Below are 14,599 nucleotides of genomic sequence, written 5' to 3'. Positions count from 1 at the left end.
GACGTTCGCGGAGTTCGACCGGGTGGTGGGGTTCAGGTATTTGAGGGGGATGCACCTGAACGACGACCTGAAGGCGCTGGGCAGCCGGGTGGATCGGCATGCCCCGCTGGGCGAGGGGACGCTGGGCGTCGAGGTTTTCAAGTACATCGCCGCGGATTCCCGTTTCGACGACATGCCGCTGATCTTGGAAACGCCGGACGAAAGCCGCTGGCCGGAGGAGATCGCGCAGCTCTACGCATGGGCCGGTCAGGCCGGCCCGACCCGATGATCGGCACGGGGGATGGGGTGTCCGCGGCCTGGGCCCGTCCTGCATGGGCCGGGGGGCCGATGCTTGTGTCCGGTGCCGCTGCGGTCGAAAACGGTTCGGTCGCAAGGCAAACTGCCGAATAAATATTATCTTTGGGTCTTAAAACCAACTTTCGACTGATTATGCAAATCCGCAAATGTTTTCTGACTATTGCCGCCGCTGCGCTGCTCGGCGCCGGGACTTATCATACTGTTTCTGCGCAGGGGTTCTATTGGGGGCCTCGCGCCGGGCTCAATGTCAGCAGCGTGACCAAAACCACCTATTCCAAAGCCCGTGCCCGCGCCAGCTTCGGGCTGATGGCCGGATACAAGCTGAACGACCTGATCGGCTTGCAGGCCGAGGCGCTCTATTCGCTGCAGGGCAACAAAATGACCAACAGCGATCACGTATATTCTTACAATTACCTGAAGATTCCCGTGCTGGCCAAGCTCTACCTGATCGGGGGCCTCAATATCGAAGCCGGTATTTCGTTCGACTGGCTGGTCAAGGCTAAGGAGACGTGGAACAGCACGGTTTACGATATTAATGGCGAGGTCACGGGCAGTGTCAGCCACAGCCAGAACCTGATGAGTGACAGAAAGAGTTTCGACTTTTCCATTCCGGTCGGCATCAATTACCAGTTTTCGCGTTTGCTCGACATCGGCGTAAGGTATGACATTTCCACGGTACGCGTGCATGAAGACAGGAAAGATCATGCCAAAAGCAGCAACTGGTCTGTCAGCGTGGGGTTGAGGTTCTAATCTGCTGTGGGCGCGTGCGATCCGTGAGGATTGACGGCGGCGGTTTTTGCAGTTTGCTGCGGCTTTGTTGGGTTTTGCGGGCGGTCCCGGGGGTTTGCGGGTTGCAGCCCGTCCGGTTTCTGCGAACCGGATTTTCACTGATGCGCGGAAGCTGTTCAGGGTAGTTCCGGCCTATAGCAAAACGAAGTTTTGTCCGTCCCGCCGGGGTCACCCAGACGCCGCCCGCGCAGGGCTGTACCCTCCCGAATAAGGCGGAGCAAATTCCCAACTCGCGTGCCGCTCGGCACCGGCGCCCGCGTGCGACAGCTGGAGTAGGGAATCGTTCAAAAGCAGCTTGCGCTTTTGAACAGGATTTCCGTCAGCGCGCGGGACAAGTACAGTTTCGGGCCGGAGTCAGCGGGGCTTTGGGGTAGAGGCGGCCAATAAAACAGCCAACGGCTGCGGTTCGAGTGCCGAGCGGCACCCTCCGCGGGGCGAGGCTGCGGCCCGCAGTGCCTGACGGCACGCAAAACGATCAGGCGCAGGCATTCTTATCAGGCTGTAACTACCCTTTCTTGGCCGGAGTCAGCGGGGTTTTGGGGTAGAGGCGGCCAATAAAACAGCCAACGGTTGCGGTTCGAGTGCCGAGCGGTACCGCCCCTCCGTCCGGGGTGGCTCCGGCCTGACAAAGGGAAATCGCAGACAACCTTGCGGAAACGCTTGCCAATGTCTAAAATAACCGTACGTTTATTCAAACGAATACACTTTGCATATACGAACAAGACTAAAATGACCATCAACGAAACACAAGACCGGATCATCGAAGAGTTTTCCGTTTTCGACGAATGGCTCGACCGCTACAACTACCTGATCGAACTCAGCCCCGAACTGCCCGGGATCGCGCCGGAACATAAGACCGACCAATACGTCATCAAAGGCTGCCAGTCGCGCGTATGGGTCGACGCCCGGCTCGGCGACGACGGGAAAATGTACTTCACCGCCGACAGCGACGCCATTATCACCAAAGGGATCATCGCCCTGCTCGTCCGCGTGCTCGACGGCCACACACCGGAAGAAGTGCGGGACGCCGACCTCTACTTCATCGACCGGATCGGACTGGCGCAAAACCTGTCGCCCACACGCGCCAACGGACTGCTCGCCATGATCCGGCAGATGAAACTATTCGCCACCGCCTATGCCGCAATGAAAAAATAAGGCGATTATTATTGTCCCAGCATTTTTTGGGGGGCATTTTTTCGGCTCGCGCCCGTGCCGACACCTATAGGAACGGATCTACCCTAAAAGACCGGCGACCGGCAGGCTCAGTTCGAGTGCCGAGCAGTACCCCCGGCGCAGAAGCCGAACTCGAAAGAGGAGAAAGGTACAATAAAGTATATAATCGCGAAAAATAATACCTATTTTTGAACCGATTATGACACCGCAGCAGATACTCGACATCGAGAAAGACATCATATACACACTCAAAAACATCTACGACCCGGAGATACCGGTCAATATTTACGACCTCGGATTAGTGTACGAAATCGAGATGACCCCGGAAGGGACGGCCAATATACGGATGACCCTCACGGCCCCGAACTGCCCGATGGCCGACCAGTTGGTGCAGCAAGTGCACGACGACGTGCTGCGGGTCAAAGGAGTGGAACGCGTGGATGTGACCTTGACCTTCGATCCGCCGTGGGACCGATCCATGATGAGCGAAGAGGCACTGCTCGAATTAGGTATGCTGTAGACCGGATTTCACACCGAAAACCATTTAAATCAAGATACATATGAGAAGAAAAATCGTAGCAGGAAACTGGAAAATGAACACCACCCCGGCCGAAGGAGCGGAACTCCTCAAAGGCGTTGCGGCGCTGAAAAGCACCATCCCGGCCGATGTCGAACTGATCGTCGGAGTGCCGTTCACCCATATCTGCTGTGTGAAAGATGCCGCAGCGGCGGCCGGGATCGCCGTTTCGGCCCAGAACTGCGCCGACCACGAATCGGGGGCCTACACCGGCGAAGTCTCCGCTAAAATGATCGCTTCGCTGGGGGCGAAATATGTGATTCTCGGGCATTCGGAACGACGCGAATACTACGGCGAAACCAGCCAGACACTCAACAAAAAGATGGCACTGGCCTATGAACAGGGCTTGGCGCCGATCTACTGCGTGGGCGAAAAACTCGACGAACGCGAAGCGGGGAAACATTTCGACGTGGTGCGCCGGCAGATCGAAGAGGTCGTCTTCCACCTCACGCCGGAACAGTTCGGCAAAATGGTGATCGCTTACGAACCGGTATGGGCGATCGGCACGGGCAAGACGGCTACGGCGGAACAGGCACAGGAGATCCATGCCTTTATCCGGAAAGTGCTGGCCGAAAAGTTCGGTGCAGCGGCTGCGGACCAAACGCCGATCCTGTACGGGGGGAGCTGCAAACCGGGCAATGCGGCTGAGATTTTCAGCAAAACCGACGTGGACGGCGGGCTGATCGGCGGCGCTTCGCTGGTGGCAGCGGACTTTATCGCGATCGCCAAAGCTTTTTAACGCCGATTCCTTTTTCGGAGGCCCGTTCTTCGGGTGCTCCATGCGCCAGGCCGGTTATCCGGCCCGGCGTTTTTTTTTGAGAGGGCAGGATAAAACGGGGCGCACGAAAAAATACGGCTCCCGGTATCAATCGGGAGCCGTATGAGGAAACTCAAGTCCGACCGGCCGAACGTCAGAAACGGATACCTGCTGTCAGCTGGAATACGTTGTTGCGCGAGGAAGTCGTCTTCATGGCGTGGCTGACCCCGAAGTTATACCGTGCGTCCAGCACCAGGCGCCCCAGGTCGTAAGAGATACCTACCGGGATCGAAACATCGGCGGTATGGAAGTCGCCGGCAATGCCGTGCTTGGTGGTCACGCCGTTCGTTTTAACCACCTGACGGGCGCCGAGGCAGAAGCCTACCTGCACCCCGGTTTTCAGCGCCAGGCCGCGCGTGACGTAGAAGTTGGCCAGCAACGGCACGTTCAGGTATTCGGTCTTGATCTTGTCTTTGAGATCGGTATTAGCCACTGTACGCTTGTCGATACCGCCCTGGCGGGAATAAAGAACGTCCATCGAGAGAGCGAACCAGTCGGCTGTCCGTACCTGGGCGAACATACCGGCGGTGAAGCTCACTTTTGCATCCCAGTCCGTATTGCTCATGGTGGAGACGTTAAGCCCCGCCTTCGGCCCCCAACTGAAACTTTCTACCCAGTCGAAGTTCTGTGCGGAAGCGGTGCCGGTTCCTGCCAGCATGGCTGCCGAAGCGGCGATCAGCGATAAAACGATTTTTTTCATAGCTTTTTGGTTTTTAAAGTAGTTTATAAATAATTGAATGTTCTATTTTTCGCGACTATAAACTTTATCGTACTTTTCTTCTTTTTCGATTCGGCTCTGCGCCGAGGGCTTGTCGTGAAAAAATGGCCCGGTTCGTGTGCCGGGCGGCACCGGCGCGAGCCGAAAATTAATTATATAATCGCCTTATTTATAATGAACCGTACACGCCGAGCAGAGCTTCCGTCGAGAAAATCCCGAGCGCGATCGGTTCCGCTTTCACGGCTATTATCAAAGTCCGTGCCGCAGCGCTCCGCACCCGGATCTGTTCGCGGAAATCCATGCCGGCGCTGCCGAGCGCTTTGTAGGCCGCCTCTTTGGCGCACCAGACCAGCAGGGCCGGATTGTCGGGATAGAGAGGGGCCGCGAGTGCGATCTCTTCCGGGGAGGCGATGCGGGCGGCCACCCGTTCCGCCCGGCGCCTGGCAAGCTCGATGTCGATGCCGCACGGGCCGCTGGAAGAGACTAACAGCGCCGCCCAGCCCGAAGTATGGGAAATGGAAATGTGCCGCTCGGAAAGAGTTCCGTCCGGAGTGACTAACAAAGGGCGGCCCGACGGCTCATAGCCGATCCGGCCCCCCAGTTTCTCCCGGGCCAGCAGCCGCCCCGCGAGCCACTCTTTCCGGCGCTGCTCTTGGGAGGAGAGGAAAGAGGTGTAAATCTCCGTTTCGTCCGCCGTCAGATCAGCGCGGGCCGCCAGCTCGGCCTCCGGAATCTCCGACAACGGAAGCAGATAGATGCGGTTTGCGCCGAAATGCAGATCAATCGTCGGTAGGGTCGTCATCGGAGGTGTCTTCGCCGGTTAATGCAACCTCTACTTTGGCGATGCGGCGGTTCTCCACACGCCTGGCTGTCAGTTCGATATGGCCGAAACTCACGCTTTCGCCTTCGCAGAAAAATTCGCCGCGGATTTCGAGCATCAGTCCCGCCAGCGTGTCGGCGTCGCCCCGCACGGTGTCCAGGAACGTGTCCGGCAGCTCCAGCACGCGCAGAAAATCGCCCAGATGCGTGCGTCCCTCGAAAATATAGTGGTTCGCATCGATCTGCTCGTAAGTCGCCGCCTCGACGTCCGATTCGTCGGCGATCTCGCCCACGATCTCTTCGAGAATGTCTTCCAACGAGACGACCCCCAACGTCCCGCCGTATTCGTCCACAACGACTGCGATATGGATTTTCCGTTTCTGGAAATCTTCGAGCAGGTCGTTGATTTTCTTGTGTTCCGGCACGAAGTAGGCCGGCCGCAGCAGTTGCTGCCAGCTGAATCCGTCTCCTTCGCCCAAGTGGGGCAGCAGGTCTTTGACGTACAGGATTCCTTTGATGTCGTCGAGATTCTCGCTGTAGACCGGGATACGCGAAAAGCCGCTTCTTACGACCGTTTCCCTGACTTCGGCGAACGAGGCCTCCTGTTCCAGCGCCACCACGTCGATCCGCGGTTTCATGATCTGGTCTACCTCGGTGCGGACGAAACGCACGATGCCGGTCAGCATTTTTTTGTCGTCGTCGGAGTCGGCTTCGGCGATCTCGATCGCGTCGGTCAGTTCGCTCATCGAGAGGTTGGCCTGTTTTTTGGCCAAAGCGTCGGTGAGGGTGCCTCCCGTCCGGGTCAGCAAGGCCGAGAGCGGCTTGAAGAAGCGCTGCAATGCGGTGAGCGGTACGGCCATCCTCCGGGCAAACGACAAGGTGTTGTAGGCCGCGAATATCTTGGGCATGATTTCTCCGAAAAGCAGCAGCAGGAAGGTCACGAGAATGACTTTCACGATAAATTCCAAGAGTGCCGCTCCTTGAAATCGTATAATGAGGTCGATAATTCGGTTGGCTGTTAAGATCGCCCCGATATTGACTAAATTATTGGTGATCAGTATGGTGGAGAGCAGCCGGTCTTTGTCGTCCAGCAGTTTCACGGCAGCTTGCGACTGCCGGGTCTCCGATTCTTCCAGTTCGTGCATGTCGCCGGGCGACAGCGAAAAGAATGCGGTTTCGGAACCCGACACGAGTGCCGAGACTGTCAGCAGCGCTGCCAGTACCAGCAGCATCCAGATCAGGTGGGGTGTAAAGGCCAAAAATTCGACCCCTTGTAAATAATCGTCCATAGATGCGGCAAAGATAGCGATTTTTTGCGGGCGGGAATAGAACGGGGGGCCGGTCGGATAGTTTAGGGCTGTTTACGGTGCCGCCGGACGTATGTCGTCGGTGGAACTGACTTGGATTTGCACGGTGCCTTTATAAACGGTGACGATTCCTGTCAGCCTGATTTCGCCTGCCGGCAGCGGGTCGTCGGCGAAACGGGCATAGGGACTGGTGTAAATTTGCAGGGTATCGCCGTGCGGATCCGAGAAGGTCTGTTCTCCTCGCCAGAGGTGTTTGCCTCCCTGCGTAAAATGTCCGGTGACTCTGACCAGCCGGCCGGCGAGCGATGCGGTCACTTCCTGAACGGTCGGTTCCAATGTGTCGACCGGTTCGGGCGTGGGGTTCGGGCTGTGGATCATAATCTTTTGTAGTAGGGCGTCGGAGGCGATATAGTCGATTCCTTTCGGAAAGCCTGGCTCCGGAGCGCCAACGGCTACCATGCCGTCCCAGAGCCCTAACCGCATCCCGTCGAGCTGCAGAATGATTTGTTGGCCTGGCCGGTAGGCGGTGTAGGTGTCATAGGTGCCGGTCAACACGGCCAGCGGTGTCTCTTTCTGCTGGATAACGAGTATTTTGTGGAAGTTCCCGGCGGAGTCCGATGTGGTGACTGTTCCGCTGACGATTGTCCCTTGGGGCAGGTCTGTTCCGCCGCTGCGGTAGAACCGATCCACGCTGGCGAGGGTGGTGTTGGCTGTCCAGGTCGGAATGTCTGGCTCGGGTGGCTCTCCGAAATGGTTGTAATCGCAGCCGGCGAGACACAGGGCTGCCGAAATGGAGTACAGGAGAGGCAGGAGGCGCATGATGTTTGGGGTTTAGGGTTCTGCAAATATAGGATTTTCTTCATTTGCAGTCGGCTCGGGTGCGGCGGTCGCTCTGCCCGGGCTGTTTACTGTCTTGTGTCGAAAGGCTGCTGGCGCGGGAAAAGAGTAATTAATTGTAGGTTTTATTGTACGTGTTCGGGAGGGTACTGTTCTCTTTGTGAACAAAGAGAACCAGAAAAACTTTTTGAGATGCTTGCGCATCTCTTGAGCCTGCCGGGTATCCTTGTCTTGATTCTCTTGGGGTGTGAGCAATAGCGGGCTATTGAATACTGTACCTTATGCCCGCTATTGCCACACCCCAAAGCAAACTCAATGCAAGAGGACTGCGGAGCCTAAGGAGTAGCGCAGCTATCTGAAAGTTTCTTTGGTTCTTTCTTTTCAAAGAAAGAACAGTCACTCACAGAACAGTGCAAAATAAACCTACGATTAATTTTAGGCCTTTGCGAGCGTTCCCGAAATGTCGTCTGTGATCTCCCGATGCCAAGCCGGAGCCACCCCAGGCGGAGGGTGCCGAGCAGCACCCCCTGCCCTGCGGACGCATTTGCACCACAGCGGGCAGTCTTTATTTGGATTCAAAGCAGTTTGGTTCGGGCTGGGCGGTACCGCGCGCCACGCCGGAAAAGGAAAATCGACGGTTTCAACGAGAGTTGAAAACGAACGATTTTCCCGGCGCGCGAATCACAAGCAATTTGTACCCGGCAGGTTCCGGCAAAACGAAGTTTTGCAAGCCCACCGCGGGCACGCGGCCCCGCGCGGGAGCGCAGTTTCCTCAAACTCCTCGCGCGCGACGGCTGGAGCAGGAAATTGTTCAAAAGCATGAATTGCTTTTGAACAGGATTTCCGCCAGCGCGCGGCCAAAGCATGTTCATCCCGGCGCGAGGGTAAAGAATGATTCTGAATAGTACCGGGTCGCCGCCAGCGGAAAGAGCAACGAGCTCCGTCGAAGTTGCTCGCGCCGCATGGGGTGGCGGCGACTCGCGCGACCCGTCGGGCCGCGGTTTACTTGGCTTCCAACAGAGGAATGGCCGGAGCCAGCGGAGCTTTGGAGCCGAAGCAGCCAATAAAACAGTCAACGGCTGCGGCTGGAGTGCCCAGCGGCACCAAGCCTCGAACGATCCGTCTTAAAAACCCATTTCACGGCATGGAAACAAACAAATAAAAATCGTACCTTTGTCCTTTAAAAGCAAACGAAACAAAAACAACCACATACAGCTGTGAAAAAAATCAAAGGCGCCTTGATCTCCGTCTTCTATAAGGACGGTTTGGCAGAGATCGTTAAAGAACTTGACAAACACGGAGTTGTAATATATTCCACAGGCGGCACCCAGACCTTTATCGAAGGATTGGGCGTCAAAGCCCATGCAGTCGAAGACCTCACGGGGTATCCGTCCATTCTGGGAGGACGCGTAAAGACACTGCACCCGAAGGTATTCGGAGGCATACTCTCGCGCAGAGACAACGATACCGACATTCAGCAAGTCGCACAATATGAAATTCCGGCAATCGACTTAGTGATCGTCGATCTTTACCCGTTCGAGCAGACCGTGGCCGATCCGAAAGCTACGGCGCAGGACATCATCGAAAAGATCGACATCGGCGGGATTTCGCTCATTCGGGCTGCCGCCAAGAACTTCAAAGATGTGGCCATTGTGCCTTCTGTCGCTCAGTACGGGTACATCCTCGACCTGCTGCGGACGCAGGAGGGAGGGACGACGCTGGAACAGCGCAGGCATTTGGCCGCCGAAGCGTTCAATGTCAGCTCGCACTACGATACGGCGATCTTCAACTACTTCAATCGCACGGAAAATATTCCGGCATTCAAGCAGAGCTTTACAGCTTCGGCGGCGACGCACTTGCGGTACGGGGAAAATCCGCACCAGGCGGCCACTTATTTCGGGGACCTCTCCGCGCAGTTCGAGCAGTTGCACGGGAAGGAGATTTCCTATAACAATATGCTCGATATGGACGCGGCAATCAATCTGATCGGCGAGTTCGGGGGGGCGGATGCGATGCCGGCGTTCGTGATTATGAAGCACAACAATGCCTGCGGAGTGGCGGTGCGTCCGACCTTGGTCGAAGCGTGGAAGGATGCTTTAGCGGGGGACCCGGTATCGGCTTTCGGCGGGGTTTTGATTACGAATCGGACTGTGGACAAGGCTACGGCAGAGAAGATCAACGAAATCTTTTTTGAGGTCATTATGGCGCCGGGATACGATCCGGATGCGCTGGCGGTGCTCGAGACGAAAAAGAATCGCATCATTCTCAAGACCAAGACTGATGCGCCGGCGGCCTCTGGCGGATGCAGTTGTGCGCGGCAGTTCCGGTCGCTACTGGGCGGGGTGGCCGTGCAGGAACGGGACGCTAAAGTGGGGGGGCAGGACTCCGAAATGCGGCAGGTGACGAATAAAGGGATTACCGATGCGGAACGCGAAGACCTGATCTTCGCCAACAAGATCGTGAAACACTCGAAATCGAACGCGATCGTGCTGGCGAAGGGCGGGATGCTGCTGGCCAGCGGCATCGGGCAGACCTCGCGGGTGGATGCTTTGAAACAGGCGATCGCCAAGGCCAAGTCGTTCGGGTTCGACCTGCGGGGAGCGGTGCTGGCATCGGACGCTTTCTTCCCGTTCGCGGACTGCGCCGAAATCGCTCATGCGGAGGGGATCGACACGTTGATCCAGCCGGGCGGCTCGGTGCGCGACCAGGATACGATCGACTATTGCAATGCCAACGGCATGGCCATGGTATTCACGGGGTTGCGTCATTTCAAACACTAAAACACCGTCGTCATGGGACTCTTTTCATTCCTCACCCAGGAGCTGGCCATGGACTTAGGCACGGCCAATACGATCATTATTTACAACGATAAGATCGTGGTGGACGAACCGTCGATCGTGGCGGTGGACCAGCACGCCAACCGCCTGGTGGCCATCGGAAATCAGGCGCGGCAGATGCACGGCAAAACGCATCAGGACATCAAGACGATCCGACCGCTACGGGATGGGGTGATCGCGGATTTTACGGCGGCGGAGCTGATGATCCGAGGCATGATCAAGATGATCAAGTCGCGGAACAAGATGTTCAGTCCTTCGCTGCGGATGGTGATTTGTATACCGAGCGGCTCTACGAATGTGGAGATTCGTGCAGTGCGGGACTCGGCGGAACATGCGGGGGGGCGCGAAGTCTATATGATTTACGAGCCGATGGCGGCGGCTTTGGGGATGGGGCTCGATGTGGAGGCGCCGGAAGGACATATGGTGGTGGATATAGGCGGGGGGACGGCGGAAGTGGCGGTCATTTCGCTCGGGGGGATTGTCTGCAACGAGTCGATCAATGTGGCCGGGGATGTCTTTACGGAGGATATTCAGACTTACATGCGGCAGCAGCACAATATCAAGATCGGCGAGCGGACGGCGGAGGAGATCAAGATTGCGGTGGGGGCGGCGATCGACAATCTGGATACGCCGCCGGACGATCATATTGTCCGCGGGCCGAATATCATCACTTCTTTGCCGCTGGAGATTCCGGTTTCCTATAAGGAGGTGGCGCACGCGCTGGACAAGTCTTTGATGAAGGTGGATGCGGCGATTATGAAGGTGCTGGAAAAGATTCCGCCGGAACTGTATTCGGATATTGTGAAGAACGGAATTTATCTGGCGGGGGGCGGTGCGTTGCTGCGGGGGCTGGACAAGCGTTTGTTCCAGAAGACGCGTATTCCGTTCCATGTGTCGGAGGATCCGCTGCGGGCGGTGGCCAGAGGGACGGGGATCGCGCTCAAGAATATCGGACGGTTCTCGTTCCTGATGCGGTAGCTGTAGATTTTTCGGCTGCGTGTTTTTCTCGCTGCGTGCGAATGTTCGTACGGGGCGTTGTTGCTTAATCGCATGGCTAAATATCAAGCGATGCGTTAGCATCGCTCGTCCGGCGGGGGGTCCGTTGGGGCGTTTATTGAAGTTTGCATTGCTTGTTTAAGGTAGTAGTTACAGCCCTTTGCCCGCCGCGGGGCCCCGTTGGGGCGTTTGTTGAAGTTTGAGAGGACTTATTTAGCGGCTCCGCCCGGCCCGAGGACAGTTTTCTCCTTTGGGGATAGTTTATCTTGCTACCGGCAGGCCAGCAGAGTACCCGAAGGGTGCGGTTCGGGTGCCGCTCGGCACCGCCCGCCCGGCGTAAGGGCAGTACCCTCAAACTCTTCTACGCGCCACACTTTACAGGGAGAAATCATTTCGACAAACGACAGTTTGTTGAAATAAGATTTCGCTGGCGCGCAGGAAAGACAACTGAGGTAAAGGCGGCTCGGTTCGCGTGTTGACCGACACCGCGCGCGATTGCTGGAGAAGGAAATCGTTCAAAAGCATGAATTGCTTTTGAACAAGATTTCCGCCAGCGCGCGGATAAAGAATGTCATCTCCGCGCGCCACGCCGAAAAAGGAAAATCGACGGTTTCAACGTGAGTTGAAAACGATTGATTTTCCCGGCGCGCGGAACAAAGAATAATTGAGGTAAAGACTGCCCAAGCGATGCAGAGCATCGCAAGCCCAGCGCGGGGCCCCGTTGGGGCTTTTATTGGTGTTTGAGAGAACTTATTTAACGGGGCCTGCCCGGCCCGAGGGCAGTTTCCTCCGAATGAGGCGATGCAAACTCCGCGGCTGGAGTGCCCAGCTGCACCGGCACCCGCGCGCCACGCCGAAAAAGGAAAATCGACGGTTTCAACGAGAGTTGAAAACGATTGATTTTCCCGGCGCGCGGGGATAGAGTTCAAATGTTTGAGCGGATCGGATGTCCGGGATGCCGACTTGGCAAAGGGAAGATTCTGGAAGTTACATCCGGTATTCCATGGGCTGTCGGAAGTTGATCGTTTTGCGTGCCGCAAGGCACTGCGGGCCCGCAGCCTCCCCCTGCGGAGGCCCGCAACTTTTTTATCACTTGCGCGAAAGTTGCGTTCCCCGCAGGCTGCGACCGAAGTTGTACTTTGACCGCATACAGGCGAAAATTCGGCTTGGCCGTGATCTCCCGATGACGCCCCGGAGCCACCCCAGGCGGAGGGTGCCGCTCGGCACTCGAGCCGGGCTGTAACTACCCTAAACAGTCTCCGCTGGCTCCGGGTCGAGAGAAAAGACTCTTATGCTCGGAAAACGAGGGGAATGGCAAAGGGGGTGCAAGCCCCCCTTTGATGCGCTTTTTGCTTACTTTTTATCGCATCATAAAAAGTAAGTGCCTGCCTGGCAGGAGGGCTGCAAAAAAAGTTTTTTATAAAGAACAAACGCCCGCTGAGCCTTCTGACGGAGAGAAAGCCCCGCCGGTTTGAGGCGTAAAAAATAAAGGCGCCCGCGGCCTGAACGGCTGCAAAGACGAAGTAAAAGCCCAGCCGACTCAAGGCCATAAATAAGTACTCTGCGGCATGCCGCGGGAAGAGAGGAAAAGCCTCTACCCTCTCGTGTAGGTAGGCCCGAAACCTTACACTGGAGAGAAAACTCCCGCCTCGGCGGCAGATGGCACCGGAAGAACAGGCGCTTGCCGCTAACCTACATATTGTTAAAATGGGACGCCCGGTTTTCGTCAGAAAATTCGTCGCAAGATTTTCGCCGAAAAATCCGCAACAAGATTTTCGCTGGGAAACCCGCAACAGAGTTTTCGTCAGAAAATCCGCCGCAAGATTTTTGCCAGGAAACCCACAACAGAATTTTCGTCAGAAAATCCGCAACAGAATTTTCGCCGGGAAACTCGCAACAGAATTTTCGCCGAAGAACCCGCAACAGATTTTTGCCAGGAAACTCGCAACAAGATTTTCGCCGAAAAACCCGCAACAAAACGAAATCCATAACACCCAAAGATATGTCATCCAACAAAAACAAAACAGTGCTCGTGGCCGGCGGCGCCGGATACATCGGTTCGCACACCACCGTAGAGCTTATTAACGCCGGGTACGACGTAGTCATCGCCGATAACCTCTCCAACGCCGACATTTCCGCCGTCAAAGGCGTAGAACAGATCGTCGGCCGTTCCGTGCCTTTCATACAGGTCGACTGCTGCGATATCGACGCCCTCAGACGCGAAGTGTTCGGGAAATACTCGTTTGCTTCCGTGATCCACTTCGCGGCTTACAAGGCGGTGGGCGAATCAGTCTCGGAACCGCTCAAGTATTTCCGCAACAACCTCCAGTCGCTGCTCAATGTGCTGACCTTGATGAAAGAATTCGACGTGCCGAACATCGTATTCTCGTCGTCCGCCACCGTTTACGGGCAGCCCGAGGTGCTGCCGGCGACGGAAGCGACGCCGCGGCAGCGGGCCAACTCGCCTTACGGGCTGACCAAACAGATGAGCGAAGACATCATTCAGGATACGGTGGCGGCGGTTCCGTTCTTCAAGGCTATCGCACTGCGGTACTTCAACCCGATCGGGGCGCATCCGTCGGCACTGATCGGCGAGCTGCCGAAAGGGGTGCCGGCCAATTTGGTGCCGTTCATCACGCAGACGGCGGCGGGGATACGGAAAGAACTCTCGATTTTCGGAGACGACTACGGCACGCCGGACGGATCGTGCCTGCGGGATTATATCGACGTGGTGGACCTGGCGCGGGCACATGTGGCGGCGGTGGGCCGGATGGTGGAAAATCAATCTGCGGAGCGGTATGAGATATTCAACATCGGGATAGGAAGACCGGTGTCGGTGCTGGAGCTGGTCAAGCTGTTTGAAGAGGTGAACGGGGTGCCGGTGCCGCACAAGATCGTGGCGCGCAGGCCGGGGGATGTGGAAAAGATATGGGCGGCGACGGACAAGGCCAACGAGGTGTTGGGCTGGCATGCGGAACGGGAGCTGGGGGATACGCTGCGGGCGGCGTGGGCTTGGGAAAAGCATGTGAGGGGATTGTAGCCGGATTCGGTGGGCCTGGCATCCGGGATGACGCACGGCGGACAGACTGTAGGCAGGCCTTTTCGCAAGGCCTGTCGTGCTGTTCCTGCCGGATACAGAATCATGGGTATGACTGTTCCTTTTTCGCGGATTTCCGGCCTTGTTGTTCTCAGCCGCTGCGACCTTGCGGGAGGCTGGGACTCACCGGGGCCGGCGGGGCGCTCCTGCCGGGCTGTAACTACCCCAAGTTGCGTTCTTCCTGAGGGAGGTGTCCGGCCAGGCGGAAAGCTGTTTGTAAAAAAGGTAGGTTTTATTTGCACTGTGCCGTGTGTGACTGTTCTTTCTTTGAAAAGAAAGGCCCCATAGGGGCTTTCCGGGCTGTAATTACCCGACTGCTTAGGCTCCGCAGTCCT

Annotated in this window: 16 protein-coding genes; 10 read left to right on the top strand and 6 right to left on the bottom strand. The window is 56.8% G+C overall.

The window, feature by feature from the left end:
• From Q0Z93_RS07005 to tpiA, 5 genes are all read left to right on the top strand, one after another.
• A partial coding sequence (locus Q0Z93_RS07005) for a TIM barrel protein (RefSeq protein WP_298064166.1) occupies positions 1-268 on the top strand: 268 nt, incomplete at its 5' end.
• A 161-nt stretch (positions 269-429) separates the two neighbouring features.
• Entirely contained in the window at positions 430-1,047 is a 618-nt protein-coding gene (locus Q0Z93_RS07000) for a porin family protein (protein WP_298064165.1), read from the top strand.
• 768 nt (positions 1,048-1,815) lie between these two features.
• Positions 1,816-2,241: a SufE family protein gene (locus tag Q0Z93_RS06995; RefSeq protein ID WP_298064164.1), complete on the top strand. Its 426-nt coding sequence runs from the start codon at positions 1,816-1,818 to the stop codon at positions 2,239-2,241.
• 217 nt (positions 2,242-2,458) lie between these two features.
• The gene (locus tag Q0Z93_RS06990) at positions 2,459-2,779 is read left to right on the top strand and encodes an iron-sulfur cluster assembly protein (RefSeq protein ID WP_298064163.1); all 321 of its coding nucleotides are present in this window, start codon (positions 2,459-2,461) and stop codon (positions 2,777-2,779) included.
• Between the two features lie 40 nt (positions 2,780-2,819).
• Positions 2,820-3,575, top strand: coding sequence for a triose-phosphate isomerase (tpiA, locus tag Q0Z93_RS06985; RefSeq protein WP_298064162.1), 756 nt, complete (start codon positions 2,820-2,822; stop codon positions 3,573-3,575).
• A 172-nt stretch (positions 3,576-3,747) separates the two neighbouring features.
• On the opposite strand, the gene Q0Z93_RS06980 is transcribed toward tpiA, so the two are convergent.
• The 4 genes from Q0Z93_RS06980 to Q0Z93_RS06965 all read right to left on the bottom strand — a co-directional run bounded on the left by Q0Z93_RS06980 (position 3,748) and on the right by Q0Z93_RS06965 (position 7,316).
• A complete protein-coding gene (locus tag Q0Z93_RS06980) occupies positions 3,748-4,353 on the bottom strand; it encodes a porin family protein (protein WP_298064161.1) in 606 nt (201 codons plus the stop codon).
• A gap of 187 nt (positions 4,354-4,540) precedes the next feature.
• Positions 4,541-5,173: a 4'-phosphopantetheinyl transferase superfamily protein gene (locus tag Q0Z93_RS06975; RefSeq protein ID WP_298064160.1), complete on the bottom strand. Its 633-nt coding sequence runs from the start codon at positions 5,171-5,173 to the stop codon at positions 4,541-4,543.
• Complete coding sequence (gldE, locus tag Q0Z93_RS06970) at positions 5,151-6,479, bottom strand: gliding motility-associated protein GldE (RefSeq protein ID WP_298064159.1); 1,329 nt, start codon at positions 6,477-6,479, stop codon at positions 5,151-5,153. The genes Q0Z93_RS06975 and gldE overlap by 23 nt, the downstream gene beginning before the upstream one ends.
• Positions 6,480-6,551: 72 nt before the next feature.
• Positions 6,552-7,316 carry a DUF5689 domain-containing protein gene (locus Q0Z93_RS06965; RefSeq protein ID WP_298064158.1) on the bottom strand — a complete coding sequence of 255 codons (765 nt, stop codon included), beginning with the start codon at positions 7,314-7,316 and terminating at the stop codon, positions 6,552-6,554.
• 587 nt (positions 7,317-7,903) lie between these two features.
• Between Q0Z93_RS06965 and Q0Z93_RS06960 the strand changes: the two genes are divergently transcribed.
• The 3 genes from Q0Z93_RS06960 (at position 7,904) to Q0Z93_RS06950 (ending at position 11,149) form a co-directional block, all read left to right on the top strand.
• Positions 7,904-8,239: a hypothetical protein gene (locus tag Q0Z93_RS06960; protein WP_298064157.1), complete on the top strand. Its 336-nt coding sequence runs from the start codon at positions 7,904-7,906 to the stop codon at positions 8,237-8,239.
• A gap of 312 nt (positions 8,240-8,551) precedes the next feature.
• Positions 8,552-10,114: a bifunctional phosphoribosylaminoimidazolecarboxamide formyltransferase/IMP cyclohydrolase gene (purH, locus tag Q0Z93_RS06955; protein WP_298064156.1), complete on the top strand. Its 1,563-nt coding sequence runs from the start codon at positions 8,552-8,554 to the stop codon at positions 10,112-10,114.
• A 12-nt stretch (positions 10,115-10,126) separates the two neighbouring features.
• Positions 10,127-11,149 (top strand): rod shape-determining protein, encoded by a 1,023-nt coding sequence (locus tag Q0Z93_RS06950; protein WP_298064155.1) that lies wholly within the window; start codon positions 10,127-10,129, stop codon positions 11,147-11,149.
• Between the two features lie 393 nt (positions 11,150-11,542).
• On the opposite strand, the gene Q0Z93_RS06945 is transcribed toward Q0Z93_RS06950, so the two are convergent.
• Positions 11,543-11,686, bottom strand: coding sequence for a hypothetical protein (locus Q0Z93_RS06945; RefSeq protein WP_298064153.1), 144 nt, complete (start codon positions 11,684-11,686; stop codon positions 11,543-11,545).
• On the bottom strand, positions 11,683-12,096 hold the full coding sequence (locus tag Q0Z93_RS06940; RefSeq protein WP_298064152.1) for a hypothetical protein: 414 nt from the start codon (positions 12,094-12,096) through the stop codon (positions 11,683-11,685). The genes Q0Z93_RS06945 and Q0Z93_RS06940 overlap by 4 nt, the downstream gene beginning before the upstream one ends.
• A gap of 730 nt (positions 12,097-12,826) precedes the next feature.
• Between Q0Z93_RS06940 and Q0Z93_RS06935 the strand changes: the two genes are divergently transcribed.
• Together Q0Z93_RS06935 and galE are read left to right on the top strand one after the other, a co-directional pair.
• Complete coding sequence (locus Q0Z93_RS06935) at positions 12,827-13,252, top strand: hypothetical protein (RefSeq protein ID WP_298064149.1); 426 nt, start codon at positions 12,827-12,829, stop codon at positions 13,250-13,252.
• Entirely contained in the window at positions 13,170-14,207 is a 1,038-nt protein-coding gene (gene galE / locus Q0Z93_RS06930) for a UDP-glucose 4-epimerase GalE (RefSeq protein WP_298064148.1), read from the top strand. The genes Q0Z93_RS06935 and galE overlap by 83 nt, the downstream gene beginning before the upstream one ends.
• Positions 14,208-14,599 lie beyond the last annotated feature (392 nt).

Origin of the sequence: uncultured Rikenella sp., assembly GCF_947628055.1 — a bacterium.
In the GTDB taxonomy this organism is placed as follows: Bacteria; Bacteroidota; Bacteroidia; order Bacteroidales; family Rikenellaceae; genus Rikenella.
Note: the sequence above shows the minus strand (reverse complement) of the source record. Positions and strands in the feature narration are given on the sequence as shown.

What these genes read in the sequence shown, in the direction of transcription:
- Q0Z93_RS07000 (WP_298064165.1), top strand. Translation starts at nt 430, where the DNA reads ATGCAAATCCGCAAATGTTTTCTGACTATTGCCGCCGCTGCGCTGCTC.
- Q0Z93_RS06965 (WP_298064158.1), bottom strand. Translation starts at nt 7,316, where the DNA reads ATGCGCCTCCTGCCTCTCCTGTACTCCATTTCGGCAGCCCTGTGTCTC.
- Q0Z93_RS06995 (WP_298064164.1), top strand. Translation starts at nt 1,816, where the DNA reads ATGACCATCAACGAAACACAAGACCGGATCATCGAAGAGTTTTCCGTT.
- Q0Z93_RS06975 (WP_298064160.1), bottom strand. Translation starts at nt 5,173, where the DNA reads ATGACGACCCTACCGACGATTGATCTGCATTTCGGCGCAAACCGCATC.
- Q0Z93_RS06990 (WP_298064163.1), top strand. Translation starts at nt 2,459, where the DNA reads ATGACACCGCAGCAGATACTCGACATCGAGAAAGACATCATATACACA.
- gldE (WP_298064159.1), bottom strand. Translation starts at nt 6,479, where the DNA reads ATGGACGATTATTTACAAGGGGTCGAATTTTTGGCCTTTACACCCCAC.
- Q0Z93_RS06950 (WP_298064155.1), top strand. Translation starts at nt 10,127, where the DNA reads ATGGGACTCTTTTCATTCCTCACCCAGGAGCTGGCCATGGACTTAGGC.
- Q0Z93_RS06980 (WP_298064161.1), bottom strand. Translation starts at nt 4,353, where the DNA reads ATGAAAAAAATCGTTTTATCGCTGATCGCCGCTTCGGCAGCCATGCTG.
- galE (WP_298064148.1), top strand. Translation starts at nt 13,170, where the DNA reads ATGTCATCCAACAAAAACAAAACAGTGCTCGTGGCCGGCGGCGCCGGA.
- Q0Z93_RS06935 (WP_298064149.1), top strand. Translation starts at nt 12,827, where the DNA reads ATGGCACCGGAAGAACAGGCGCTTGCCGCTAACCTACATATTGTTAAA.
- tpiA (WP_298064162.1), top strand. Translation starts at nt 2,820, where the DNA reads ATGAGAAGAAAAATCGTAGCAGGAAACTGGAAAATGAACACCACCCCG.